Origin of the sequence: Amycolatopsis sp. NPDC051128, assembly GCF_040682715.1 — a bacterium.
Lineage (GTDB): Bacteria > Actinomycetota > Actinomycetes > Mycobacteriales > Pseudonocardiaceae > Amycolatopsis.
In genome coordinates, this window is the sequence record NZ_JBFBBN010000007.1 from 23819 (window position 1) to 47931 (window position 24113).

The 24113-nt window shown below is 67.6% G+C and carries 26 protein-coding genes; 12 read left to right on the top strand and 14 right to left on the bottom strand.

The window, feature by feature from the left end:
- The first annotated feature begins 8 nt into the window (after positions 1-8).
- Complete coding sequence (locus AB0M82_RS10305) at positions 9-1016, top strand: RNA polymerase subunit sigma-70 (protein ID WP_364719538.1); 1008 nt, start codon at positions 9-11, stop codon at positions 1014-1016.
- 90 nt (positions 1017-1106) lie between these two features.
- On the opposite strand, the gene AB0M82_RS10310 is transcribed toward AB0M82_RS10305, so the two are convergent.
- Both AB0M82_RS10310 and AB0M82_RS10315 read right to left on the bottom strand, forming a co-directional pair.
- The gene (locus tag AB0M82_RS10310) at positions 1107-1673 is read right to left on the bottom strand and encodes a dihydrofolate reductase family protein (RefSeq protein ID WP_364719540.1); all 567 of its coding nucleotides are present in this window, start codon (positions 1671-1673) and stop codon (positions 1107-1109) included.
- Positions 1673-1846 carry a LacI family DNA-binding transcriptional regulator gene (locus tag AB0M82_RS10315; RefSeq protein ID WP_364719542.1) on the bottom strand — a complete coding sequence of 58 codons (174 nt, stop codon included), beginning with the start codon at positions 1844-1846 and terminating at the stop codon, positions 1673-1675. The genes AB0M82_RS10310 and AB0M82_RS10315 overlap by 1 nt, the downstream gene beginning before the upstream one ends.
- A gap of 469 nt (positions 1847-2315) precedes the next feature.
- Between AB0M82_RS10315 and AB0M82_RS10320 the strand changes: the two genes are divergently transcribed.
- The 4 genes from AB0M82_RS10320 (at position 2316) to AB0M82_RS10335 (ending at position 5388) form a co-directional block, all read left to right on the top strand.
- The gene (locus tag AB0M82_RS10320; RefSeq protein ID WP_364719545.1) at positions 2316-2693 is read left to right on the top strand and encodes a hypothetical protein; all 378 of its coding nucleotides are present in this window, start codon (positions 2316-2318) and stop codon (positions 2691-2693) included.
- The gene (locus AB0M82_RS10325) at positions 2690-3334 is read left to right on the top strand and encodes a DUF3558 domain-containing protein (protein ID WP_364719547.1); all 645 of its coding nucleotides are present in this window, start codon (positions 2690-2692) and stop codon (positions 3332-3334) included. The genes AB0M82_RS10320 and AB0M82_RS10325 overlap by 4 nt, the downstream gene beginning before the upstream one ends.
- Positions 3334-4626, top strand: coding sequence for a hypothetical protein (locus tag AB0M82_RS10330; protein ID WP_364719549.1), 1293 nt, complete (start codon positions 3334-3336; stop codon positions 4624-4626). The genes AB0M82_RS10325 and AB0M82_RS10330 overlap by 1 nt, the downstream gene beginning before the upstream one ends.
- A gap of 63 nt (positions 4627-4689) precedes the next feature.
- Positions 4690-5388 (top strand): ESX secretion-associated protein EspG, encoded by a 699-nt coding sequence (locus tag AB0M82_RS10335; RefSeq protein WP_364719551.1) that lies wholly within the window; start codon positions 4690-4692, stop codon positions 5386-5388.
- A 9-nt stretch (positions 5389-5397) separates the two neighbouring features.
- Here the strand turns inward: AB0M82_RS10335 and AB0M82_RS10340 are convergent, their stop codons facing one another.
- The 4 genes from AB0M82_RS10340 to AB0M82_RS10355 all read right to left on the bottom strand — a co-directional run bounded on the left by AB0M82_RS10340 (position 5398) and on the right by AB0M82_RS10355 (position 7537).
- Positions 5398-5970 (bottom strand): DUF3558 family protein, encoded by a 573-nt coding sequence (locus AB0M82_RS10340; RefSeq protein ID WP_364719554.1) that lies wholly within the window; start codon positions 5968-5970, stop codon positions 5398-5400.
- Positions 5963-6949, bottom strand: a complete 987-nt coding sequence (locus tag AB0M82_RS10345; protein WP_364719556.1) for a hypothetical protein — start codon at positions 6947-6949, stop codon at positions 5963-5965. The genes AB0M82_RS10340 and AB0M82_RS10345 overlap by 8 nt, the downstream gene beginning before the upstream one ends.
- Before the next feature lie 2 nt (positions 6950-6951).
- Entirely contained in the window at positions 6952-7239 is a 288-nt protein-coding gene (locus AB0M82_RS10350; protein WP_364719559.1) for a hypothetical protein, read from the bottom strand.
- Between the two features lie 169 nt (positions 7240-7408).
- Complete coding sequence (locus AB0M82_RS10355) at positions 7409-7537, bottom strand: hypothetical protein (protein WP_364719562.1); 129 nt, start codon at positions 7535-7537, stop codon at positions 7409-7411.
- Positions 7538-7661: 124 nt separating this feature from the next.
- Here AB0M82_RS10355 and AB0M82_RS10360 point away from each other — a divergent pair, with 124 nt between their 5' ends.
- The 4 genes from AB0M82_RS10360 to AB0M82_RS10375 all read left to right on the top strand — a co-directional run bounded on the left by AB0M82_RS10360 (position 7662) and on the right by AB0M82_RS10375 (position 12258).
- Positions 7662-8198: a choice-of-anchor K domain-containing protein gene (locus AB0M82_RS10360; protein WP_364719564.1), complete on the top strand. Its 537-nt coding sequence runs from the start codon at positions 7662-7664 to the stop codon at positions 8196-8198.
- 184 nt (positions 8199-8382) lie between these two features.
- A complete protein-coding gene (locus AB0M82_RS10365; protein ID WP_364719567.1) occupies positions 8383-10194 on the top strand; it encodes a serine/threonine-protein kinase in 1812 nt (603 codons plus the stop codon).
- 82 nt (positions 10195-10276) lie between these two features.
- Positions 10277-11470: a right-handed parallel beta-helix repeat-containing protein gene (locus AB0M82_RS10370; RefSeq protein WP_364719570.1), complete on the top strand. Its 1194-nt coding sequence runs from the start codon at positions 10277-10279 to the stop codon at positions 11468-11470.
- A complete protein-coding gene (locus AB0M82_RS10375; RefSeq protein ID WP_364719572.1) occupies positions 11467-12258 on the top strand; it encodes an FHA domain-containing protein in 792 nt (263 codons plus the stop codon). Before AB0M82_RS10370 ends, AB0M82_RS10375 begins: the two co-directional genes overlap by 4 nt.
- A 90-nt stretch (positions 12259-12348) precedes the next feature.
- Here AB0M82_RS10375 and AB0M82_RS10380 read toward each other — a convergent pair whose 3' ends face one another.
- Together AB0M82_RS10380 and AB0M82_RS10385 are read right to left on the bottom strand one after the other, a co-directional pair.
- Positions 12349-12753 carry a hypothetical protein gene (locus tag AB0M82_RS10380; protein WP_364719575.1) on the bottom strand — a complete coding sequence of 135 codons (405 nt, stop codon included), beginning with the start codon at positions 12751-12753 and terminating at the stop codon, positions 12349-12351.
- Positions 12754-13004: 251 nt separating this feature from the next.
- A complete protein-coding gene (locus tag AB0M82_RS10385; protein ID WP_364719577.1) occupies positions 13005-14528 on the bottom strand; it encodes a non-reducing end alpha-L-arabinofuranosidase family hydrolase in 1524 nt (507 codons plus the stop codon).
- A gap of 655 nt (positions 14529-15183) precedes the next feature.
- Here AB0M82_RS10385 and AB0M82_RS10390 point away from each other — a divergent pair.
- The 3 genes from AB0M82_RS10390 to AB0M82_RS10400 all read left to right on the top strand — a co-directional run bounded on the left by AB0M82_RS10390 (position 15184) and on the right by AB0M82_RS10400 (position 17959).
- A complete protein-coding gene (locus AB0M82_RS10390; protein WP_364719579.1) occupies positions 15184-15507 on the top strand; it encodes an aldehyde dehydrogenase family protein in 324 nt (107 codons plus the stop codon).
- A 66-nt stretch (positions 15508-15573) separates the two neighbouring features.
- Positions 15574-16188 carry a TetR family transcriptional regulator gene (locus AB0M82_RS10395; protein WP_364719582.1) on the top strand — a complete coding sequence of 205 codons (615 nt, stop codon included), beginning with the start codon at positions 15574-15576 and terminating at the stop codon, positions 16186-16188.
- Between the two features lie 184 nt (positions 16189-16372).
- Positions 16373-17959, top strand: a complete 1587-nt coding sequence (locus tag AB0M82_RS10400) for an MDR family MFS transporter (protein WP_364719584.1) — start codon at positions 16373-16375, stop codon at positions 17957-17959.
- Between the two features lie 145 nt (positions 17960-18104).
- Here AB0M82_RS10400 and AB0M82_RS10405 read toward each other — a convergent pair whose 3' ends face one another.
- From AB0M82_RS10405 to AB0M82_RS10430, 6 genes are all read right to left on the bottom strand, one after another.
- Positions 18105-18914: an FAD-dependent monooxygenase gene (locus AB0M82_RS10405; RefSeq protein WP_364719586.1), complete on the bottom strand. Its 810-nt coding sequence runs from the start codon at positions 18912-18914 to the stop codon at positions 18105-18107.
- A gap of 541 nt (positions 18915-19455) precedes the next feature.
- Complete coding sequence (locus AB0M82_RS10410) at positions 19456-20724, bottom strand: hypothetical protein (RefSeq protein WP_364719588.1); 1269 nt, start codon at positions 20722-20724, stop codon at positions 19456-19458.
- A gap of 408 nt (positions 20725-21132) precedes the next feature.
- Positions 21133-21378, bottom strand: coding sequence for a hypothetical protein (locus AB0M82_RS10415; protein WP_364719591.1), 246 nt, complete (start codon positions 21376-21378; stop codon positions 21133-21135).
- 181 nt (positions 21379-21559) lie between these two features.
- Positions 21560-22696: a cytochrome P450 gene (locus AB0M82_RS10420; protein ID WP_364719942.1), complete on the bottom strand. Its 1137-nt coding sequence runs from the start codon at positions 22694-22696 to the stop codon at positions 21560-21562.
- Positions 22678-23685, bottom strand: coding sequence for a caspase family protein (locus AB0M82_RS10425; protein ID WP_364719593.1), 1008 nt, complete (start codon positions 23683-23685; stop codon positions 22678-22680). The genes AB0M82_RS10420 and AB0M82_RS10425 overlap by 19 nt, the downstream gene beginning before the upstream one ends.
- Positions 23682-24062 (bottom strand): hypothetical protein, encoded by a 381-nt coding sequence (locus tag AB0M82_RS10430; protein WP_364719595.1) that lies wholly within the window; start codon positions 24060-24062, stop codon positions 23682-23684. The genes AB0M82_RS10425 and AB0M82_RS10430 overlap by 4 nt, the downstream gene beginning before the upstream one ends.
- Between the last annotated feature and the right edge of the window lie 51 nt (positions 24063-24113).

The following is a 24113-nucleotide window of genomic DNA, read 5'->3' on the forward strand; positions in this document are numbered from 1 at the left end:
TGACGACCATGACCGACGCCAGACCGCTGGGCGCCGACGAGGCCACGTTCATCGCGGCGGCCCGCTCGGGCGATCCGGCGCGGTTCGCGCTCATCACGGAGCGTCACCGGCGTGAGCTGCAGGTGCACTGCTACCGGATGCTCGCGAACTACGAGGACGCCCAGGACATGACGCAGGAGACGTTCCTGCGAGCGTGGAACAAGCGGGAGACGTTCAAGGGCCACGCCGCGCTGCGGACCTGGCTGTACCGGATCGCGACGAACGTCTGCCTCGACTTCCTGGAGAAGCGCGACGACCGCACACCCGTGCCGTCCGGGCTGCCGGACGCCGGCTCCGAGGTGCTGTACCTGCAGCCGTACCCCGACCGGATGCTCCCCGAGGACCCGCAGGAATCGGTGGTGGCGCGGGAGACGATCGAGCTGGCGTTCATCGTCGCCGTCCAGCACCTGCCGCCGCGGCAACGGGCGGTGTTCGTCCTGCGCGACGTCCTCGGCTGGCCGGCGTCGAAGGTCGCCGAGGCCCTCGAGCTGACCGTCGCATCGGTGACCAGCGCACTGCAGCGGGCACGCGTGACGATGCGCGAGCAGCTGCCTGGCCGCCGCCTCGACTGGCGGAGTCCCGCCGCCCACGAGCTGTCGGATGACGAGCGCGGCGTGGTGAAGTCGTACATCGACGCTCATGAGCGCAACGACCTCGACGGGCTGATGTCCCTGCTGCGCGACGACCTGCGCTTCGTGATGCTGCCCGAGCGGGGCACCTTGGTCACGACGGCCAAGGACGCGGTGGACGGCTGGGTGTCCGGTGGGCTCTTCCAGCGCGGCTACGACGACTGGCGCGGTATCGCCACGATGGTCAACCGCACGCCGGCAGCCGTGCTGTACCTCCGCGCCCCCGGCGACCCGGAGTATCGGCTGTTCGCCGTCGCGGTCCTGCACATCGTCGACGGGAAGATCGCCGAGCTCACCGGATTCGACGCCACCGGCAAACCATGGCTGGGCCTGGCTACGACACTGTGATCACGTGTGTCCATCGTCGACGAGTCCAGCGCACGGGCCGCCGTCACCGCGGGCACCACCGCCCCGCCGGCGGGGCGGTAGTGCCCGTGTTCATCGCCTCGTCTCGTATCGGGTCAGTACCACGCCGTCGGGAAACGTCCGCGTCTCCACGAGGTTCAGGTTCACCCAGCTGTCCAGCGCCGTGAAGAACGGCGTGCCGCCGCCCACCAGGACCGGGTAGGTGGCCAGCTGGTACTCGTCGATCAGCCCGGCCCGCATGGCAGTCCCGGCGAGCGTCGCGCCGCCGATGCTCATCGGGCCGCCGTCCTCGGCCTTGAGCCGGGTGATCTCGGCGACCGCGTCGCCGGCGACCAGGCGGGTGTTCCAGTCGACCTTGTCGATCGTCGAGGAGAACACGACCTTCGGCGTGTCCCGCCAGTTCCGCGCGAACTCGATCTCCGCCGGGTTGGCGCCCGGCTGTTGGTCGCCGGTCGGCCAGTAGGAGCTCATCGTCTCCCACAGCTTGCGCCCGTACAGCGTCAGATCGCTCGCCCGCTCGTGGTCGAGCCACCACTGGAACAGCTCGTCGCTCGGCGGCCCGCCCCAGCTGATGTCGTCGCCGGTCGCGGCGACGTAGCCGTCCAGGGTCACGTTCATGCCGAAGATCAGTTTCCGCATCATGCCAGCCTCTCGTGAGTCGATCTCCCATGTACAGACGGGCGCGGCGCGGAAACCTCATCGGTGCGCGATCCGTCGCCGATGTCGGCGACTATCGCGAGCACCCGCTGCCTGGTCGCATCGGACAGCCGTCCGGTGCCGTTGAGCGCGTTCGACACCGTGACCGTGGACACCGATCGAGCGTAGGACGCGATGCCTGTCTCGACTGATAAATTCAAAACGTCGCAACATCCTCACATCCTTTTGTGCGATATGTTTAGCCCGTCTGGCCGACCTGCAAACGGGCCTTCAGTAGCTGTCATATATTTGTCCAGTGACGCTGGAACCTGACCCCGCTGGAGTCGCAAGCCGCATTGACCTGCGGAAATGCGACGCTGCGGTCTATTTCGAGTCCCGGTCGCGCCAATTGCGTCTGTAGAATCTGTCGAATGCCGTACTCGATCCGTAGTGCCTCGGCTACGGTGATTGTGCGGCTGTACGGTCCGGCTGATCGCTCCTTGATCGGTTCGACTGGTCGGCCGGGCCGATCTCCGGGCTTGTCGGGAGCTGGGGGTCGTGGGCACGCAGCGATGAGCGGGAGGGGTTCACGCGGCCGTGGCACAACCACACACTGGCGTCGATCCGTGGCTGGCGAGAGTCGACGTGGAGATCAGGAACAGCAGCAGCACTGAGTCGTCCGGCGCGTCCGGTGCGGGGTTCAGCCTCTCAGTAGCTGAAGCCGGCGCGGTGCTTTCTCAAGCGCAAAGCACGCGAAAAAAGCTCGAGAAACTGCAGCGGCAGACCGAGATCTTGAGGCAGGTGAGCCCCGCGGCGCACGATCCGGCGAGTGTCGAGTACAACGCGCGGTTGGCGAACGGCCGGGGGGTCTTCGATGTGGCCAAAGACCACGTCGACGCGGAAGTCGCATACCTGGACGAACTGATCGCAAAGGTCGAGCAAGCCTTTCGGGTGACGACAGGGTATGAATCCGAGGCAGCGCATGACCTCGCTGCCAGGTCCCATGGGGGTGTCGCGGGATGAACCGCTGGCATGTCCTCGCCGTCGTGCTTTCCGCTGTGGGGCTGGTGGCTGGGTGCTCCCCGCGCGACGGAGATGGTGCGGGCACGTCGGGAAGCGCGCTTCCCGCTTCTCCTGGTGAGAACGCATCTTCTGCCAGCTTGCCTTATGCGGGAGCCCCGAAGGTTGCCAACCCGATGCCGTCAACCGTTCTCTCCGGAGATCCCTGTATCGATGCCCTGACACCCGAGCAAGTTGTGGCTGCAGTGGGCGTTGAGGCGCCCGGCAAGCGTGAAGACTTACCACAGATCGGTCCGGCGTGCGCGTGGTCCAACACTGACACCGGAGGGGCGGTGGGAGTCTCGTACACGATCAACACCCACGTCGGACTGAGTGGCGTTTACGCCAACACACAGCCCAATTCCGCGGTGTGGAGGGAACTTCCACCAGTGCGGGGCTTTCCCGCGGTCGCACACGCCGGAAGCAAAGGTGGTGCGATCCCAGTCGGTTTCTGTCAGGCGAGCATCGGACTCGCGGACAGTTTCTCCATCGATGTCAGCCTCACGTTGGGATCAAGCAAGAAACACACCGAAGACGCGTGCATCCTGATCACTCAGATCGCTGACATGACGGTCGCGACTCTGAAGGCAAAGGTGGGTTCCTGATGTTCCCCTTCGACCAGCTGGGACATGCCGCGAACGCCTTGATCCGCGAAGCCGAGCAGGCGAGAACTGCGCTCGTGCAGTCGGTCGACGATGCGCTGGGATGGGCTGGCGATCTCTTCTCCGGTGATGTCGGTGTCCAGGCCATGCCGGTCGCGGACGTGGTCAACTACGTCATCGACGGTGACAGCACAAGCTGGGCCGACAGTGGCGCCAAGTCCGGCACGATCGGCGCCGATCACCACGAAATCGCCGGCGACTTGACGGCTGTGCTGAACAATCTCGAGCCGACGTGGACGGGCAAGGGGGCGGATCGTGCTCGTGAGCGGATCAAAGCCTTCAGCGACCTGATCAGCGCGGCAGCCACGACCTTGAGCTCCAACGGCGGCAACGTCACGGATGCCGCCTACGGATTCGAACTGGCCAGGCGCTCGATGGAGCCGATGGGTGCTCCGCCCGACAAGACCTTCTTCGACGTCGCGGCTCCCTGGGATACCGACACCGAAGAAGCCGTTGCGACCTACAATGCCAAGGCGGAGAAGAACCTCGCTATCTACAACGCCTACGCGAAGCACCTGAATAGTCAAGGTCAAGGACTCTCCGGTGACTACGGCCGGCTGGCGCCCGATCAGATGGCCGGTTCAGCTGACAGTTTCCGCGTGACAGGCGAACGCGACGTCGTCAAGCCGGACCGTCCGCAGGTGGATACGACTTCACCGGACATTCCGTCTGAGAAACGTATCCACGCGGCACCACAGGCCGACGAGGTGGAGCCAGGTGAGACCGCAAGCCGCGGCACCGCAGGCGACACGAGCGAGACTGACCCGAACAACAGTGTTACGCGACAGCACGATCAGACGACCGCTGCCGGACTCACACCCTCATGGCGTGAGCCGGGTTCTCCGGCCCTGAGTGAATCCAGTTCGACGCAACTCGGGCGCGGCGCTGGGGCGCAGGTTCGTGACCCGGCTGAGCCGCGGCTCCTGGCGATTCCGCCTGGGTCGACTCAGGGCTTGCGGGGCGGCGAGGTGGATGAACGCGGCAACAGGGCGCGTCGCGGAGCCGGAATGCCAGGCGCTGCCATCCGTGGCAGCGCAAGCAAGGAATTCGTCGGCAATCGGGGTGGGGCCGGAGCAACGGGCGCGGCAACCCCGAACGGACGTGTCGCCGCGGAGGACAGGGAGCACAAGCGCAAGTACATTCGCGACGACAGCAGCTTGTTCACCGACGATGTCGACGAACTGGTCGATCCTCGCACCGGCCTTCCCCCGACACCGCCGACCATCGGCACCTGACGCCCTCCGCGCACGCGCCATGGCCTTCCCCGCCCTGTCGTCCCGCATCACGGAGTGTGTTTCGTGGCTGTCATCGACAGACCCCTCATCCTCCCCAAACTCGCCTTCCTGACTGCCTGGAGCATGCTTGACATCGGGGAGATGCCGCCGGCGTTCGGCACCGGCCTGCAGCACTGGACCAGTGCGGACGGCCGTCGCGAGCTCGAGTCCAGGACCATGGTGGCGCTGAACGATCTCGGCTTGGCCCGCAACGACCGGCTGAACGAACTCTGGCGATCGACTGTCGCCGTTCTCGCCGGGGCCGGCCGCGAATACTACGCATTCAGTAACTTCGCGGGTGGACAAGCCTGCTCGGTCCTCATCGCGGCCGGGGATGGTGACGCGATCCGCGCCGTCATCGACGACAAGGTCGTCGCCCAGGAACCGATCGAGGACAGGTGGTTCGCGACTGCGCTTCTCGACACCCTCCCCGACGTTCCAGGCGCCGTCATACGACCGACCCGCGTCGCGCAGGACGATCTCGACTCGATCAACGAGGTGATGCGACGACCGCGCCGCGCCGTTCACCAGATCTACGTCGCGCGTCGCGACTCCGACGGCGAGCGCTGCCGGAGCATGCCGATCAGCGCGATCGATCTTGAAGAGTCCGGGCGCGTGCTCGTGTACACCGACGGTGACGACAACCTCGTCATGATTCCGGGAACCGCGCGGGAGTTCGTCCTGGCTTTGAACAATACGTACGCTGCCCTTGCCGAGCCTTGATGCTGTAACTCAGCGCTTGAGGGCGGCCAGGACTCCCTCGGTCAGCTGTCTTGCTTTGGCACAAGAGGTGGCAATCGGCTCACCTGCGGGACCGTTGAACAGCGTGCCCAGTCCTTGAGCCTGGGCGATGTCGACGATGACCTGGCACGAGGTGAAGCTGCCGTCGGTGCCGGTACTGAGCACCCATTCACCGGCTGGGTAACCGGTCACGACCGTCGACTTGACCTGACTGCCCGGGCCGGTGACGAGCGGAACAGGCCTGGCCTTGGGATAGAACCGAACCTCGGCCGCGGCGGACAGCGGTGGCCCGCTAGACAACCGGCATTGCGCCTGATCGCCGGCGCCGACCAGGACGGTCTCGTGGGCGTCTTCGCGTTCGGGGAGACCGAGCTGAGCTGTGACGTCGGTGGGAACTCCCGAGCAAGGGTTGGCGAGGTAGCTTGAAACGTCGATCGGGGGCGCGGTAATGGGCGCAGGGGTCGCCGAGCTGGGGGGAGGTGCCTTTTCGGGACCGGTGCAGCCGGCCCCGAAAAGGGCGATCGCGAGGCTTCCCAGCGCGGCGCGGCGCATCGTGTCAGCCATCGAGGCGCCTCTGGATCGGGGTGTCAGGGCCGACAACGCCGGTGGGAGCGTGCTGTTCGACCAGCTTCCGCTGTTCCTGCGCGACCTTGGCTTCGAAATCGGCGACCGGGCGGTTGACAGAAGAGAAGTCCTCGTAACGGAACGACGGGGAGTTCACCGTGACGCTCGGCGGCATCGGGGCGATCAGCTCGTTCTTCTCGCCCAGAAGCTCCCGCTCGGCACCCTGGACCCTGCCGAGCGCGTCGCGGATGGTGGCCTGGTAACTGGTCAGGACCTGGCTCTTGCCGGCGTTGTAGCCGGCGGCGGCCTCGGCGAACTTGTCACCATCGACCACGAGCTGCAAGCCGGCGGAGGAGGCACCGATGATGACGCCGGCCGTGGCCGTGAACCAGGCACCGCCGGTGGCGATGCCGAGCACTGCGGAGACGACGCTTGCACTGACCGAAATCACGATCTTCGTGTCGGCTTCGTCGTGCTGCTCGAGAGCTTTGGCAACGGCAGCGCTGGTGGCATCCGCGACCGCGACGTAGTCCCGTCGCGCCTGGACTGCGGCGGCAAGGAGGACCGCCAGCGACTCGACCGTTTTGACCAGGTAATAGGTCTGCTGGCCGAGGAACGCCTGAATCATCGAGATCTGGCGCCGGAACGCGTCGGCCCCGCCGCCTTCCCAGTCCTGCACCGAGTAGTCGATCTTCCGGAACGCGTCGATGATGTCGGACGAGGTCTCCCTGTTCAGGGCGCGGCCGACCTTCTTCATGCGTTCGAACTCGTCGATGATCTTCTGTGGATCGAGGCTGAGCACGTCGTCGGCATCGTCCAGCAGACCTTGCAGCAGCACAGCGCCACCACCGTCGGGGTAAGCCTCCGGAGAGCCGAGCCATTTGCCGTCCGGCTGCTCGTCGTCGAAGAGGTCGATGAGCCTGCGAGCGGCGCGGTCCGCCGCAGAGCGGACCTCGTCGTCGCTTTTCCAGTCACCCATCGCTAGGCCTGCCCGTCGGCGCGACGGTAGAGCGTGACGATCGCTTTGGCCGCCTCGGCAGTCGCATCGACGACTTCGGTTCCGTGCTTCTGGCGGGCTGCGATTTCGTCAGTGAAGCGGGCATAGGCCAACTGGAAATCGTTGACCGCGTCGAGTGTCCCAGAGCCCGCGAGACCCTCATGAGCGTTCAGCACCGAAAGTTGCGCGTTCATGATGTCGCGCAAGGTCGGAAGCGCGCTCTCGCCGACGCGTTGCAGCTCGTCCAGCGCCACCTTGAAGCCATTCCCCACGGGGCCCTCCCACCCTCGTACGGAGCATCTGCTACCAACGATAGTCGGCCAATTGCGGTTGGCAAGGGGCGACGAGCAGTACTCTCGACATCAGGACTGCAGGCCGTTTTCTGCAGTTGAGCATCAAATCTTGTCGTATTTCCCTGTCTCGAGTGCTTGCCCTCCACGGTTATCGCTCGAAAGTCTTGGCCACGACCTGGAGTCGTTCGGTGGCCGGCTTGACGTGGAGCGTGCGGGCGTCGACGACGAGCTGTTCGGCGATCTTGGCCAAGCTGCGCGACAAGTCATTAGGCGCCATCAATGGATCATCGGCCGATCACCCACTATCACCCGTTTGGTTGATGCGAATGCGCTCGTGGACGCACCATTGTTGGTGGCGTGCCTCGTTCGGCGAGAGTGTCAGAGACAAGGAGTGCTTTGCAGTGGGTCAAATTATCACCAAAGGCACGTGGACCAAAGTCACCGCGGGCGGGATCAACCTCAGCGAGCTGAACAAGCCCTTCATTAAATGGGGCGTCCCGGCTGACGACCCCAAGGGCGGGCAAAGCGGGTACGAATTCGTGCCGGTCAGCGCCCATGCGCAACTCGACGGTACCCCGTGCGTGCTGGGCACGTTCATACACCACAACTGGGCGGTGGTGATGGCGCAGACCTCGGAGTTCTCCGCTGTTCTCGACATCGAAGTGCACTTCGCGGACGACAACAAGACTCACCCCTTCAGTGTGACTTTCACCCATTTAGAGACCCCCAACACGCCTGGCTACCAGGACGATATTGTCAAGCTGCCGGTGATCGACCAGCCTGATTTCGTGCACGTCGACGGTGTCGAATACACAGTGGAAATCACCGGTTTCTCGCGGAACGGCATCCCGATCACCGAGTTCCGCAGTCCCGAGGGCGAAAGTAGCAGGGCCGATATCATCGCCACGTTCAAGCCGACGAATTCGCGGGGTAGCTGAACCGACTCTCCGGGACACATCGCCAGGCGACGTAGATCGGCGCGCCGTCCCGCCGGGCCGCACGGATGGACTTCGGGGTCCGTCGGCCGCACGAGCGGGCGGGCAAGCTGGGGGAGATCCGGTTCGGCCCCGCCGTGGTGACGCGGGGTCAGCGGACCGATACGCGATTTCGTAGACTTCTCACGTGGGCAAGGGGCGAGTGGTGGCCAACCGCTACCGGTTGGAGGAGGAGCTCGGCCGGGGTGGCATGGGCGTTGTGTGGCGGGCGGTGGATCTCGAGCTCGGCCGGCAGGTGACGCTCAAGCGAGCGCTCGGCGAGGACGCGGGGCAGATCCGGCGTGAGGCGCGGATCGGGGCCGGGTTGCTGCATTCGAACGTGGTCACCGTGTTCGACACGGTCGTTGACGGGGATGCCCAGTGGCTGGTCACGGAGTATCTGGCCGCCCGGAGCCTCGAAGAGCTCGTTGACGACGGGGGCCCGTTGTCTGAGGTCCGGGTCCGGCGGATCGGCGCGCAGCTCGCCGCGGCGCTTGCGGACATGCACTCGCGTGGCATCGTTCACCGCGACGTCAAGCCGGGCAATGTGCTGGTGACCGCGGATGACGTCGCCAAGCTGACCGACCTGGGTATCGCCCGTTGGACGGAGGTCACCCGCACCGGCGGTGCCCAGCTGACCGGCACGCTCGGGTATGTGGCGCCGGAGGTGGCCGACGGTGCCGAAGCGGGGCCCGCTTCGGACGTTTTCTCTCTGGGGGCGACCCTTTATGCCGCGATCGAGGGCCGGTCGCCGTGGGGGTCGGGTGAGGATGGCCCGTTTGCGCAGATGCGCCGCGCCGCCGCCGGACGGCCGGTGCCTGCTGAGCGCGCCGGGCGGTTCGCGCCGGTGCTTGCCGCGCTGATGGCCCGGCACCCCGCCGACCGGCCCGGCGCCGCCGAGGCGGTCACGCTGCTCACGGCGGACGCGCCCGTGCCGCTACGTCGACCCGGACGCCGTCTGCGCCGCCGGTTGCTCGCTGGGGCTGCGGTGGCGGCGGTGGCCGCGCTGGTGGCCGGGTTCGTCCTCGGCCGGCCGCTGTGGACGACCACCACAGGCGCGCCGGCCGGACCGACCACCCCGAGCACACCGGCCGGGGCGAACACCCTCGGCGCCGACCCGGCTGCGACGGACCCGTGCGCGGCGATCTCGCTCAACTCGCTCACCGCGTTCGGGGAGCCGTTCGTGGACCCCGAGGTGCTGAACTTCGGCGGCTGTGTGGTCACGACCACGCTGACCGGCAAGACCGGGCAGGTGCAGACGCGGCTCGACCTGACCGGCCCGTTGCGGTATCCGCCCCGGCCGCCGGTGCCCGGGAAGATGGGCGAGATCGAGTATCCCGAGGCCCATGACGGCCGCTGTGAGCGTGCCATTTCGCTGGCTGACGCCAACCGGGTCGTCGTCACCTCATATCCGCTGGACGACCGTGCGCGGGACGCGCCGGTGTGTTCCTTCTCGGAGTCGGTGCTGTCCGGTGTGCTGGCCACGCTCGCCAACGGGCCCTTGCCGCGGCGTGCCGGGTTTCCGGCGGGGTCACTGGCGCGCGTCGACGCCTGTGGCCTGCTCGACGAGGCGACGACAGCGGGTGTGCTGGGCCGGGCCAAGCCACCGGATCGCGGGTTCGGTGGCTGGGACTGTACCTGGGAGCACGATCCGCGCACGATCACTGTCGAGTACAGCCGGGAATGGCCGATCGAGAAGGACGCGGACGTGCCGGGCGACCGCATCCGCGTGGGGAACCGCGACGCCGTCGTCGCGCCGGTGCCGGGCGGGCACCCGGAGTGCGCCGTCATGGTCGTGCACCGCCCCTACACCCCGGCGCTGCCGGTGCTGAACGGCACTCCCTCGAAGCGGGAGGAGGTCGCCAAGGTCTCCGTCGAGGACACCGCGGCGGCTGGCGGGGACGGGCTGTGTGCGACCGCGCGGTCGCTGGCGGAGGTCCTGGTCCGGGGGCTGCCGTGAACCGGGGACCGGTCCCCGGCAGCCTCGGCTAGAAACGGAGGGCCGAGGCCGCGTCCGCGGGCCGGACGAGACGGGACGAGAAGTGGCGATACGGGTACTGGCCGGTGTGGCGCTCCTCGTGGTGGCCATGGCCGGTCCGGCAGCCGAGGGGGCTGCCGGACCGGTGCCGCGGACCTGGCACGTCGGGCCGCACGGGAAGTACGCCACGGTGCAGGCCGCGGCCGACCTGGCCCGTCCGGGTGACACGGTCGCGATCGAGGCCGGCACGTACCCGGGCGGGCTGACCGTTCGCCGCGACGGCGCCCCGGGGCGCCCGATCCGGTTCACCGGCGTCGGTGGTGCCGCGGTGCTGACCGGCGCCGGTGGCCTGGCGGTGGGCGGGCACGGCTGGCTCGAGTTCACCGATGTGACCGTTTCCGGCTCGGCCGGCTTCGGCGTGTACGCTGAGGGCGCGCACGACCTCGTGTTCGACCGGTTCGGCGTCGACGGCTCCCGCGACGGCGGGCTCGTCCTGGTCGGCACCCGGCGGGTGCGCGTCGCGCATTGCCACATCCGCGGCACCAACTCCCGCGGCACCTCGGCCGATCACGAAGCGCTGAGCATCGCCTCCGGCTCGTCGGACGTCGAGGTGACCGGCTGCCGCGTGCACGACAACGGCGAGGAAGGCATCGACGTCAAGTACGACGACGAGGCCCGCGTGAAGATCCACCACAACGTCGTCACCGGCAACCGCGGGCCGGACGTCTACGTCGACTCTTCGTCCACTGTGGACGTATACGCCAATGTCGTCGGCGGTACCCGCGAGGCCACCAAGGCCGGGATCGGGCTCGCCGTCGAGGACTACTCGGAAAGCCGGCTGCTGGCGAAGGTCCGGGTCTTCGACAACCTGTCCACCGGTAACGCACAGGCCGGGCTGAGCCTGTGGGTCGAGTCGACCGGGACCATGCGGGACCTGCAGATCGTCAACAACACCTTCGCCGGCAACGCCCGCGGCTCCCTGCTGATCGACGCCGACCGGTTCGCCGGGAAGAATTTCTTGCGCAACAACGTGTTCGGGGACGGGCCGGTCGAGGCCGGGCGGTTCGCCGCCGACCACAACTTCGCCGGAAATCCGGGATTCGCCGACCCGGCTCACGGCGACTACCACCTCGCCGCGCGCTCGGCCGCGGTCGACGCCGGCAGCCCCGAGCGCGCCCCCGGGTTCGATCTCGACGGCGTCGCCCGCCCCGCCGGCGCGGGCTTCGACATCGGCGCCTACGAACGGAGGTGGCCGTGACCACCGGACGTCTTGACCCGCACCGCCGGCGCAGCCTGCGCCACGGCGTCGCCGACACCGTGCCGGGCACGTTGAGCGCGCTCACCGTCACCGGCGGCGTCGCGGTACCGCCCTCGCCCGGGAACCGGGTGACCTTCGGGCGCAACCGGCTGGAGGTCGACGTCTGCGTCGGCGAGGAGGACGTGCGGATCAGCCGGGTCCACGGGCTGCTCGTGCGCGAGCGGGACCGCTGGTGGCTGACCAACACCGGCCGCTCGCCGATCCGGCTGTCCGACAGCGTCCTGCTGCACCGCGACAGCGAACCACTGCCACTGGCCGACGGCTACACCGCGCTGTTCCTGCGCGGCACCCGCGAGCACGTGCTGGAGCTGCTCGTCTCCGACGGCGAGGCCGGCGTCGCCACGCGCCGCCCCACGCACCCCACGGCACCGCCGAAACGCTGGCGGCTGTCCCCGGAAGAGCACCTCGTGCTGGCGGTGCTCGGGCAGCGTTACCTCGGCTACGACCCCCACCCGCTGCCGCTGTCCCGTCAGCAGGCGGCCGCCGAGCTCGCCGAACGACGGCCAGGTGAGAACTGGACGGTCAAGCGCGTCGAGCACCTCGTTTCCCGGGTCCGGCAACGACTGTCCGACGCCGGCGTGCACGGGCTGCGCCGGGAGGAAGTGGGGGAGCCGGTGGGACTGACCCTGACCGTCAACCTGCTCCGCGAACTGGTGCTTTCGACGACCCTGGTGCCGATGGACCTGGAATGGCTCGAACTCCCCGAGCCACCGCTGTTCCCGGAATGACGGCGGCCACGCTTCGCGATCCGCCTGGCGGTGTTGGGGACGGGGCGGCAAGCCCCATCCCCGACACCGAGCCCTCACCAGCGGTCGTTGTCACCACCAGTACGTGCACGCGACCTGGCCGGGGTAGCCGTTGGGGTGGCCGCACGCACGCATCTTCTTGTTGACGTCGTTGTAGGCAGGCGTGAAAACCGTGCTTCCAGCGCTGATCCGGGAGACACCCAGTTGCTCCCAAGGCGGCCCGCCGTTGTCGCTGCGGTCGACCCACACGGTGTCGCCGGGGACTCCGTTGATGATCCTGCCCCAAGCGCAGACGTCATCAGTTGTGGCGCGCAACTGCACTTCACTCGAGCCGCGTCCCAAGGCCACTCTGGTGACCAGCTTCGCGGGTGACTGGCTGCACCCATCGTCGGCATAGGCACTGGGAGCCAGCGCCACCAACGACGCGGCTGCCACAATTGCTGTGCCTGTGGCGCTCAAAGCTCGAAGTATCGACATGCGCAAGACCTTTCGATTCCAGCTGGAACGGGTCTCGAAAAGCTTGACACGGGTATCCGGGGACCGGTCCCCGGTTTCCCAGGCGAGCGAGTCGCAGCCGGGTGCGTGGGGTCAGGGTTGGGGCACGAAGGCCTCCGGAGGCGTGAAGCGGTTACTGGGCAGTTCCACTTCACGTCCGGAGGCCTTCACCTGTCAGAACGACAGGCCGCCACCGATCACCTCGACCGGGACGACGTTCCTGAACATCACAGCTAGCGCTGCAGTGTCAGCACGCCCGGCCGGTACGGCAGGAGGCCGTACTCCGTGCCCTCGGAGCCGGGGTCGCGCCCCTGGTAGAGGAACTGGAGGTTGCACGGGTCGATGGTCTTGGTCTGGTCGGGGTTGGTGCGAACCACATCGCCGTGGCTGATGTCGTTGGTCCAGGTCGCCCCGCTGTTGGCCTTGCCGGCGAAGGGGCTGGTCACGGTGTTGGCCTGCGGCTGCGGTGTCCACGTGCCGTCCAGGCTGGTGGCCGTGAACGAGCGGAAGTAGCGACCATACCCCGTGTAGTTCTGGGCCTCGACGATCATGACGTACTGGTTCTGACCCTGGACCTTGTAGACCTCCGGCGCCTCGAACAGGTTGAGCGCCGTGTCGCTCATGACCGTCGTGTACGACGAGCCGAAGCTGCCTGGGAAGTTCCCGATGGGGATGCTGGCGCGGTAGATGACGCCGTAGTCGTCGGGGAAGAACAGGTACATGTTCGTGTCGTCGCCGATGAGGGTCACGTCGAGGGGGCCCCGGGACTTCCCGTCGGCCGTGGGGGGAAGGGTTCCGGTGAACAGCTCCTGCTGCGCGGACCAGCCGTTGGGGTTGGTGGGGTCGCTCGAGGTGCGGTAGGAGAAGGCGTACGGCCAACCCCCGTTGTAGGCGAGCACCCAGATGTTCTTCGGGGCGAAGTAGAACAGCGTCGGCGCGATGCCATCGAAGGGGATCGTGTTCTGGGTGGCGGTGGCCATGTCGGACCAGTTCGTGAAGGGGCTGAAGCTCATCAATCCCCAGCGCCCGTCCTGTCCGGCGAGGTTGTTGTGCGACGTGGCATAGACGACGTGCTTGCCGTTGTAGACGACGTTGGTGAAGTCCTTGAGCGAGGACCACCCCGACTTCGGTGTTGCCAGCGGGCCGGTCGATGACCAGCGGTACGACGACGGCAGCGCGCATGCGCTGCTGCCCCCGGCGACGCGGACGAGTTGCCACTGCTGGTTGCTGCCGCCCCAGTCGCTGTACTGCACGACGCCGGCGCCGTCGTTGGTCGCCGCGTTCTGGACCTCGACCGCCTTGTTGCTGTTGCGGTTGATCAGCCGCACGTAGCCGCTGTCGGAGTCGGCCAGCCGGAACTGCTGGTTGGCAGCGTTGCCGTCGGTCCACTGATGGATGGCGGCACCGTCGGCGGTCGACCAGCTGGACACGTCGATCACCTTGCCGGAGTGCCGCGCCTTGACCCGGTAGTAGCCGTCGCCGGAGTCCACGAACTGGAACTGCTGGTTGTCGGCGTTGGTGCGGGTCCACTGGACGACGTTGGCGCCGTCGGCGGTGGAGAAGTTGTAGACGTCGAGAGCCTTGCCGCTGTTGCGGTTGACGAGGACGTACCAGGCGGCGGTGTCCACAGTGGCCGCCGACGCCGACGTGGGGACCCCCATGAGCAGCCCACCCGCGGTCACGACAGCTACCGCGGCAGCCAACCCCGACCGCCACCGGCGACGCCACCTCGCGGTCCGCGCTGACCCAACCGACATGAGCATCTGTCCTTTCAGGAGGGGTCCGCATCGGCGCGGAACCCGACGACACCCGGGCACGGAAAGTGCCGTGTTAGCGCTAACATTTTTGTGGGCGATCCGGTGCGGGAAGATGAGGGGGTATAGGTGTCAGGTAGTCAACGGCGGTGTGACCGAACGCACCATTGGACTCTGAACGATGAAATCGGCCGCGTCAAGATGTTACGGGAAGGTTTTCGTAGGAAGTCGCCTAGCTCGCCGAGGCGGCGGCCGTCAAGCCGGCCTCAGCCCTTCGCCGACCGTTGATCAAGGCCGCGACCCGGGTGGGCGAGCTCGGGGAGGTCCGCCGGAGTTCACGAGCCAGCCGGCTACTCGCCGGGACGTGGACCGTGGTCAGGTGATCGGTCGCGGGTAGCGCCGTCAGCCGAGTGAACGCGTCGACCAGGTACAGCCGGCACTGCCGCGGTCGGGCCACAGCCCGTCCTTGGCTCCAGGACTTCGCCTCGGTAAGGCCGATCGAGGTCCGGTACATAACCGGACAACCCGGACAGGATCGCCGCCTGCGCCGGGCCTGCGCAGAGACCTGTTTTCGCAGTTCAGAGGTGGTGCCCCCGGAGTATCGAAGTTGTCTCGAGCTGGGCGAGCTGGTGCTGGTCTTGCTGGGCGTGTGAGATGGGTGAGGTCTCCGGTAGTCGTCAACGAGGAGCAGTTCGGCCCGGTCCTGCCGGTCATCCGGTACAAGTCGCCCGACGAGGCGATTGACCGGGCCAACGACAGCCACTTCGGCTTGGACGGCTCGGTCTGGGGCGCCGACACCCACCGCGCGGCCGCGGTGGCCGCCGCGCTCGAGTGCGGCACGACCTGGGTCAACACGCACTTCTCGGTGCATCCGGGCCAGCCGTTCGGCGGGCACAAATCCAGTGGTGTGGGGGTCGAGAACGGGCGGTTGGGGCTCGAGGCTTTCACCGAGGTGCAGGTGCGCAGCCGTGCCAAGCGGTAGCCCCACGCGGACACTGCCCAGTGGGCAAATTTGCCCACTGGGCACGTTCGGGGTACGCTGGGGGCCATGCCCGATGAAGCAGCGCTCGGCTTGCGTCAACGGAAGAAGCTCGACACCCGCAAGGCGTTGAGCGACGCGGCTGTGGAGTTGATGTACGAGCGCGGGTTGGAGAACGTGGTGCGCGAGGACATCGCGGCCCGCGCCGGAGTGTCGGTGCGGACGTTCAGCAACTACTTCGCCACCAAATACGACGCCGTGGCCTATCGCAATGGCGACCGGATCCGCCGCAGTGCGGCGCTGCTGCGAACCCGTCCCGTCCAGGAGCCGCTCTGGACCGCGATCGCCGAGGCCCTGATCGAGCCGCTGCGGGCCGATGCCGCCCCGTTCGGCCCTCCGACGCGGGAGCAGCTCATCGCCTTGCGCAAGTCGAGCGCGACACCGGAAATGCAAGCCGCCGTCGCGCGAGCAACCAGTGACGACCTGGTCGACGCGATCGCCGAGCGCACCGGAACCGATCCGGACGACCTGTATCCGCGGCTCGTCGCCGGTGTCACCCTCAGTGCGGTGAACGCCGTCCTGACCCGTTATGTGCATTCCGACTCGCCGGTGATGGTGATCACCCAGCTCCGGGAGGCATTCGCCGGTATTTCCGAGGGTCTGCCACTGCCCAGCCCCGAGTGACCTCGACAACCGAAATACCGCAAGGTCGATAAGCCACATCTTCGATTTCTCGTGCCCCGGCTGGGCCGTATTCGGTCGCAGTCGTCACCTGCTGGTGCCCGCCGCCCACCGCGGTGAGCCAAATCGCGCAGCCATCAGGTTTTGCCGTTGAAAGCTCGACGGCAAAGGAAGGAACAAGGCAGCTATGTCAGAAACGACGACGGCGGTCGCGCCGCAGGACGCGGCGGGCGGCCATTCTCGCTATTTGAAGCTCGGGATCGCCGGCGCGTTGCTGGGCATGTTCCTCGGGATGATGGACAGCTACATCGTCGCCACCGCGTTGCCCAGCATAGTCGGCGACCTGGGTGGGTTCAAGTCGTTGACCTGGGTCATCACCGCCTACGCGCTGGCGATCGCGGCATCCACGCAGGTCTGGGGAAAGCTCAGCGACCTGTACAACCGGAAGTTCATGTTCCTGCTTTCCGTCGTGGTCTTCCTGGCCGGCTCGATGCTCTGCGGCCTCTCGCAGAACATGGGACAGCTGATCGGATTCCGTGTGCTGCAGGGCATCGGCGCCGGCGGGCTGCTCGTCGGCGCCCTGGCGATGGTCAATGTGCTGCTGCCGCCGAAGGAAGCCACCAAGGTGTCGAGCTGGAGCGGGGTGCTCATGGGCATCGCGCTCATCGGGGGCCCGTTGATCGGTGGTGTCATCACCGATTCGCTCAGCTGGCGCTGGATCTTCTACGTCAACGTGCCGTTCGGCGCGCTCTGCCTCGTCGGGACCGTCATCGGGGTCAATGTTCCCATGCCGCGCAGGCAAAAGGTGCGGATCGACTACCTCGGCACGCTGCTGCTGATCGCGGGAGTCGTCGGCGTCACCCTGGTGACGAGCTGGGCGGGCACCAAGTACTCGTGGGGCTCCGCGCAGATCATCGGGCTGTGCGTGGCGTCGGTCGTCGCGCTGACCGCGTTCGTGTTCGTCGAACGCCGGACGGCCGAACCGATCGTCCCGTTCCGGATGTTCACCACCAAGAACTTCAGCCTGGCCCAAGTTCTCGGTTTCGTGTTCAACATGACCATGGTCGCCACGGTCAACTTCCTGCCGCTGTACTACCAGAACGCCCGTGGTGTCCGCCCGGTCGTCAGTGGTCTGCTGCTGATCCCGTTGATGGTCGGGATGGTGCTGATGATGACCCATGGCGGGAAGTACATCCGCCGGACCGGCCACTACCGGATCCTCACGATCATCGGCGGCGCCTCCATCACGGTGGGCATGCTCCTGGTTCTCCTGCTCGGGCAGAACACGAACCCGCTGGTCGCTTCGCTGACCGCGATCCCGCTGGGCGTCGGCCTCGGCTGCCTCATCCAGAACACGATGTTGATCATCCGGACGAGCGTGGAGCCGCGCGACATCGGCGCCGCCATGGGAATGGGCTCGTTGACCCGGACGCTGGGCAGTGGCATCGGCGCGGCGCTCTACGGTGTGTTGTACGCCAGTGTGTTGAGCAGCACCTTGACCGACCGCCTCGGTCAGGGCGCGACCGCGTTGCTGTCGTCCGGCAGCAAGCTGAGCCAGGAGGAGCTCGGCACGATGGCGGGGCCGGTGCGCGACGCCTGGTCGGCCGCGGTGACTGATGGCCTGCACGTCGTGGCGATCACCGCGGCGATCGCCGGCGCGATCGCCCTGGTCGCCGCGTTGTTCGTCAAGGAGGTCCCGCTGACCGACCCGCGCAAGGCAGCACCGGCAGCACCGGCAGCACCGGCGGCACCGGCGGCACCCAAGAATTCCTGATGAATCGGCGTGCGCTTCTTCTGCGCGCGGAAGAAGGCCGCGTCGCGGGGACCGGGTGCCGATCCACTGAGGACGATGGGATCACCTGAGTGATATCGGCACCAACCGGGGGCGGGCCTGGTCACCCCCACCAGGCCCGCCCGCCTCATTTTTCGCCGCCGAGCCAGGTGCGGAGCGCGTTTTCCAGGCCGTCCGTTCCGTCGTCCTCGCGGGCCCAGGCGATGATGCCGTCGGGCCGGACGAGCACGCCGGTGACCGCGGAATGGCTGACGCATTTGACGGTCAGCGTCCGGACGCGGTCGGCGGCAAGGTCTCGTAACGCACCGGAGGCGGTGAAGTCGAGCAACAGTGCCTTGCCGTCTCGGAGGTGCTCGCCGAGGCGCGAACCGTCGGCGAATTCGAAGTCCGGTGAAGACGTGCCGATGAGTTCGTGGTCGCCGTCGAGCGGATAGCGGTGCAGCAGCCCGGAAAGCTTCTTCGCCAGGTACGTGGAGCCGTCCCGGGTGGACAGCAGATCGGTGACGACATCGCGCAACGCGTTCGTGCGAACGTCCGGGCGCATCAGCGCGACCTGCGCGCGAGACCAATCCAGCACCCAGGCGCCGATCGGGTGGCGCTCGGCGGTGTAGCTGTCGAGCAGGCCCTCGGGTGCACCGCCGCGGATCGTCGCGGCGAGCTTCCAGCCGAGGTTGACCGCGTCGCCGATGCCGAGGTTGAGGCCCTGGTCGCCGAACGGCGAATGCACGTGCGCGGCGTGCTGTTCGGCAAGGGCGGGCAACAGCCCCCGCCGGTACATCGACTCCGCGGTGGGCACGTTGATCCCCGCGGCTTTGATCGTCGCGTCGATCTCGGTGAGCCGTTCCACGACCAGCACATCCACCCCGGCGAGCCGGAGTTCGCAAGCCAGCATCAGGCCGACCGGTCCGCCCCCGGAGATCACCACATCCGTTTCCATGATCTCAATCGTGGCGCAAATCTTGTGCCGGTTCAATGGTTCGCACCGGTTCGAGTTTCTCGATGTGTCGCGGTCCCGGTCTCGACCTTCGCGGTTTCGCCGCCGACCCGCCGGCGCCGGAACTGAACATCGGCAATCCCGGTGAGCGGTTTCACCGCTACGCACACCGGATTTCCGAGAGTCCACGGCGTGTTTGTTTTCCCGCGAATCCGATGGAAACGGCTGACGCCGCCGATGTTTCGACTGAGCCGCAAGACTCTGATCATCGTCGCCGGATCTGCGGTTGCCGTTGGAGAAACCGCAGCCGGCCGGTGTGATCTCACCGCGGCGGGTCCGGCGTGATTTTTGGCGGGTTCGCGGGATGACCGGCACCCCGACCGGCCACCCCGCACCCGCTATCCGACCTATCGCAAGAACAGCCGGCGAGGCCAGAAACCCACCACACGTCAAAACCCAAGGGTCCTTTCCTTGCGAAATTTGCAAGGAAAGGACCCTGCCTTACACGTGACACCCGGCTACCGGAGTGCGGAGTGCGAGGCGGTCACTTGCCCGGCATCGCCGAGGCCGCGTCCCGTGCCGCGACGTCGTGGGCCCGGCGGTCCGTGCCTGCCGCCCACGCGGCCCGCACATCGTTGACACAGCCGGGAACGTCGGCGACGGAGTAGCAGTTGTTGGGCCGGTTGCCACTCACCACAGCCCCGTTGGCCAGCGTGACGTGCGCGCTCAGGGTGTCGATGCCACCGCCGGAGGCGGGGAGGGGAGAGTAACCCGCTCCCGGCTCTCCCGCGGCATTGTCGGTGACCGTTCCGCCGTCGAGGGTGAGGGTGTCGTAGAACACGGCGAGGCCGCCACCGCTGCCACCGAAGCCGGCCCAGCCGAGGTATCCGCCGGGCCCGGGGACGCCGGCGTCGCCCCCGCGACCCGCCTGGTTGCCGGCGATCTTGGTTGCGGTGACGCTCGGATTCAGCCGCTCGCTGGACACGAACAACCCGGCGCCGGTGCCGCCGCTACCGCCGGCTCCCGATCCGCCGCCGTCCACGCCACCGGAACCGCCCTGAGCGCCTTCCCCTGTGGTGTTACCGGTGAAACTGCTACCGGTGACCCGCAGGACGGTGCCGCTGGTGAGGTCGATGCCGCCACCGAAACCACCCGAGCCACCCTCGCCACCCGGCTTCGCACCCGTGCCGTTGCCGCCCCGGCCACCGCCGCCGGTGGCGTTCCCGGTGATCCAGCTGTTGGTGATCGTCAGCGTCACCGGGGTGAACCAGTACGAGGAGATACCCCCGCCGAAACCACCGGCCCCGCCGCGGCCGGCGCTGGTGGTGGCGGTGGCGTCGGCACCGGGAGCACCCGCCCCGGACGTGTTGCCTGTGATGATGCTGTCGGTGATGGTCAACGGGCCCCAGTTCCGGATACCACCACCAGTACCGCCCCCGGTCCCGTCGCCGTAGGAGTCGGTACCAGCGCCGTCGGGGGCGTGGCCGCCGGTGATCGTGACCTTGTCGAGGGTCAGCTCGCCCCAGTTGTCGATGATCCGGAACCGGGGTGCGTCCTGGGCCCGGCCGATGGTGGCGTGGTTGCCGTTGATGGTGAGCTTCCCTTTGATGGCAGGCAGCCCGGTGCTCGAAGGGACATCAGCCGGCGAGGTGAGCGTGTAAACGCAGTTCGGCGCCAGGGACAGGGTGTCCGCGGCGGTTGAGGCGCTGGCCGCGGCGACCGCCTGGACCAGTGCGGCCGGATCACAGGGCACGTCGATGTCGGCGGCTTGGGCCTGGGGCGCGGCCAAGGTGAGTGCCCCCAGTGCGATCACCGTCGCGGCGGTGGGGACAACGGATCTTCTTCGGGATCTTGCGCGCAGCGGCATCAAGAGACCTTCCAGGTCAGCGGAGCGGCATGGGTACTGATCCCAATAAGTATGATCCACATCGCAAGTCAATTCTTGTCAATCGGCCATTTATCGCAATCCGCTGCCACAATTTGCGAGATTCCCCGGTCGTGATATCCTGTTGCGCGGCAAATATGTTTCACGGCGTCGTGAAGCCGGACGGTCGACACGCCGACGGCGAACCACAATGGGCTCACACCAATCCGCGGTCGAGATCTCGCTCGGCGTGATCCACGCATCGCCGCACCGGAGCGATGCGACTCACTCTCGCCGCATACAGGAAACTCAAGGAGTCGGCTAACCAAGGAAATCAAGACCAGACCAGTCATCGATTCAGCTTCGATAAGCGAGACGTTGACGCGCTCCGGAGAGCGAGAAAGATTCGGGATGGCGTTGCAGTCGGTTCAGCCGCCGCGCGGCGCCGATCGCGCCGTCCCGCTTGGGCTGCGGCCGGGCGTCATCGGTGGCCAAGTAGTCGGAGTAGTTCGTGAAGGAGTCGCGGTCGCGGTCGAACCGCGTGGCGACTCGCGGTTCCTCGGGGACGGCGCGCATCGTCGATGTCCGGGCGGCATGGTCCACGACGATTCCTCAATGTGCGACGGGTTCTGTTGTGGACGTCGTCCGGCCGGAGCCGGGCGTGGATACCGGTGCGGCAGGCCCGGCGCGGGCAAGGCCGGCGACCAGCGCGAGCGCGACGAGGAACAGAGCCATGCGGACGAGGGCGGAAACAGAACAGACGACCATCGACGTACCCGCGCACTCACTCACGCTTCATTCGATTGGCCGGCTGCCGGCCGGAGAGGACGACCGGGAGCGTGCGGTGGCCGTTGGAGATGAACGACGCCACCGGCTGCAGGTCCTCGGGTTCGACCGCGAGCGCCAGCCCGGGGAACCGGGCGAACAGAGCGGGCAGGGCGACTTCGGCTTCCAGCCGCGCCAAGGGAGCGCCCAGGCAGTAGTGCACGCCGTGCCCGAAGGCCAGGTGGGTCTTGTCGGGCCGGGCGATGTCGAAGCGGTCAGCATCGTCGCCGTGGTAGCTGCGGTCGCGGCCGGCTGCTGCGTAGGAGGCCAGGATCGCCTCTCCCGCTCGGAAGGTGATGCCGTCGGTCTCGATGTCCTCGACTGCGTAGCGCAGCGGCAGGTGCGCGACGGGGGCTTGCCAGCGCAGGGTCTCGTCGATGACGTCGGTCCACGTGCGCCGGCCGTCGAGGACGTGCTGAAGCTGCTCGGGGTGGCTCAGCAGGGCCGTGATGGCGTGATCGAGCAGGTTCACGGTGGTCTCATGACCGGCGGAGATCACCAGGATCAAGGTGTCGACCAGTTCCGTCTCGTCCAGGCGGGTGCCGTCCTCGTCGCGGGCCGCGATCAGCCCGCTGGCCAGGTCGGCGGCCGGGGTTTCCCGCTTGGCGGCGACGAGGTCGCCGAGGATGCCGTAGAGCAGCTGGACGTTGGCCGCGGACTGCTCGGGTGTTGCGGTGGTGTTGAACACGCCGTCGACGGCGTGCCGCAGCCCCGGCCGGGCGGCGTCGGGCACGCCGAAGAGCTGGCAGATCACCTCGATCGGCAGTGGATAGGCCAGGCCTTCCCGCAGATCGGCCGTATCCGGTCCAGCGGCGAGCAGATCGAGCAGATCCGTGGTGATGTGCTCGATCTGGGGGCGCAGGTCGTGCACACGGCGCGGGGTGAAGGCTTTCGACACGAGGGAGCGCAGCCGCCGGTGGTCGGCGCCGTAGGCGGTGAACATGTTCTGCACCGACACCCAGATGTGCAGCGGCCAGTCGGCGGGGATCTGACCGCTCTGGTAGGCGGGCCAGTGCCGACGGGGATCCTTGGACACCCGGGGGTCGCCCAGCAGCTGTTTGAGCAGGGTGGGGCTGGTTACTGACCACGCCACCACGCCACCAGGGAGTTCCACCAGTGTCGCGGGCCCGCGGTCGCGGAGCCGGGCGTTTTCGCTGTGGATGTCGCGCCCGGTCGGGTCGAGGACGATCGGGTGGGTGTGGGCGTCCATGCGTGTTCTCCTGCCTGCTCAGCAACGGAAACAGGGCGGTCCGTGGTGAAGGTGGCGGGGATGAAGGTCACCGGGAGCGCGGCCAGGGCGCGGTGGAACGGGCCGGGCCGGCGCAGCAGGCGACGCACTATCTCGGCTGCCCGTTCCGGCGCAATATCAGCCAACGGTCTCAGCCCAGCCGCCGCACCAGGGCTCAGCTGCATGGCCGGTCTTCCGGCCAGCTTCCGGAAGACGGCGTCGTAGACGGCGTCCAGTGTCAGCGAGCCGGGACCGCGCCGGTCACCGTGCTCCAGCACGTCCAGGAAGGCTCCGGTGAACGCGGTGTGGGCGGCGTCCTGCGGCGCGAGCGCGAGCTGTTCCGCCGAGCCGATGAGATAGCGGCCGTGTGCCGCTTCGACGCCGGTGAAGGCGGGCACGGAGAGGCCGTCGCGCAGCCGGGGCTTGCCGGAGAAGCAGCAGTCGAGCACGACCATGACCGACGACGCGCGGCTGGCCACCAGTGCCTGCTGCAGCGCGGAGAACGACAGCGCCTGGTGCTCGGCCAAGCCGGGCACGAGCTCGTCCGTGCTCCGGGCGGCGAGGTAGAGCTCGTCGCCCGTGGGCAGCATCAGGCCGTGTCCGATGAAGTACACCAGGAGCACGGTTTCCGCTTGCCGGGCCGCTTCGGCGACGGCCTCCGCCATGGTCCTTGCGTCGGGCGGGTCGAGCACCACCCGGAGCCGGTCCGGGCGCACCCCGCACCGTTCGGCGAACGCCCGTCCGAGGTCCTCGAAGCTCCGCGTGACGGCGGGCACGGAGGGGAGCAGGTTAGGGCCCTCGTGAGTCGCGGTGGCGAGCAGCAGGACGCGGACCCCGTCGCCGGACAGGTCCGTCACGAGTGGCTTTCGCGGTCGGCTTCCAGCAGTGCGGTCACCTGCTCCACATGGCGTGCCAGCGCCTCGGCATCCAGGCCGGCGACGTGCTTGGCGGTCAGCTCCACCACGCGGCCGCCGTCGAGGGTTACCTTGATTCGCACGTCGCCCCGGCGGGTGCGCAGCCAGGCGATCAACGTGGTGGCGAAGGCGGTGACCGCTCCCGCGGGCCCGAGCGCCACGGCGAGCGCGTCCAGCACCGGCCCCAGTGTGTCCGGCCGAGGCTGCTGTTCACGGGGGCCGACGGCGCCCCGCAGTTCGTCGACGTCGGCGAGCCAGGAATTCAAGGAATGAAGCTCATCGGCGGATTCGGGCCCTTCGGCGCGCACGGCAGCGTCCACGAATTGACCCCTCCCCAAGTGAGTGCCCTGAGCACTCCTCGTGCCGCAGAA

Excerpts from the sequence above, each read along its gene's own strand:
- AB0M82_RS10305 (WP_364719538.1), top strand. The coding sequence starts at position 9 with ATGACCGACGCCAGACCGCTGGGCGCCGACGAGGCCACGTTCATCGCG.
- AB0M82_RS10310 (WP_364719540.1), bottom strand. The coding sequence starts at position 1,673 with ATGCGGAAACTGATCTTCGGCATGAACGTGACCCTGGACGGCTACGTC.
- AB0M82_RS10325 (WP_364719547.1), top strand. The coding sequence starts at position 2,690 with ATGAACCGCTGGCATGTCCTCGCCGTCGTGCTTTCCGCTGTGGGGCTG.
- AB0M82_RS10330 (WP_364719549.1), top strand. The coding sequence starts at position 3,334 with ATGTTCCCCTTCGACCAGCTGGGACATGCCGCGAACGCCTTGATCCGC.
- AB0M82_RS10340 (WP_364719554.1), bottom strand. The coding sequence starts at position 5,970 with ATGGCTGACACGATGCGCCGCGCCGCGCTGGGAAGCCTCGCGATCGCC.
- AB0M82_RS10345 (WP_364719556.1), bottom strand. The coding sequence starts at position 6,949 with ATGGGTGACTGGAAAAGCGACGACGAGGTCCGCTCTGCGGCGGACCGC.
- AB0M82_RS10355 (WP_364719562.1), bottom strand. The coding sequence starts at position 7,537 with ATGGCGCCTAATGACTTGTCGCGCAGCTTGGCCAAGATCGCCGAACAG.
- AB0M82_RS10380 (WP_364719575.1), bottom strand. The coding sequence starts at position 12,753 with ATGTCGATACTTCGAGCTTTGAGCGCCACAGGCACAGCAATTGTGGCA.
- AB0M82_RS10385 (WP_364719577.1), bottom strand. The coding sequence starts at position 14,528 with ATGTCGGTTGGGTCAGCGCGGACCGCGAGGTGGCGTCGCCGGTGGCGG.
- AB0M82_RS10395 (WP_364719582.1), top strand. The coding sequence starts at position 15,574 with ATGCCCGATGAAGCAGCGCTCGGCTTGCGTCAACGGAAGAAGCTCGAC.
- AB0M82_RS10400 (WP_364719584.1), top strand. The coding sequence starts at position 16,373 with ATGTCAGAAACGACGACGGCGGTCGCGCCGCAGGACGCGGCGGGCGGC.
- AB0M82_RS10405 (WP_364719586.1), bottom strand. The coding sequence starts at position 18,914 with ATGGAAACGGATGTGGTGATCTCCGGGGGCGGACCGGTCGGCCTGATG.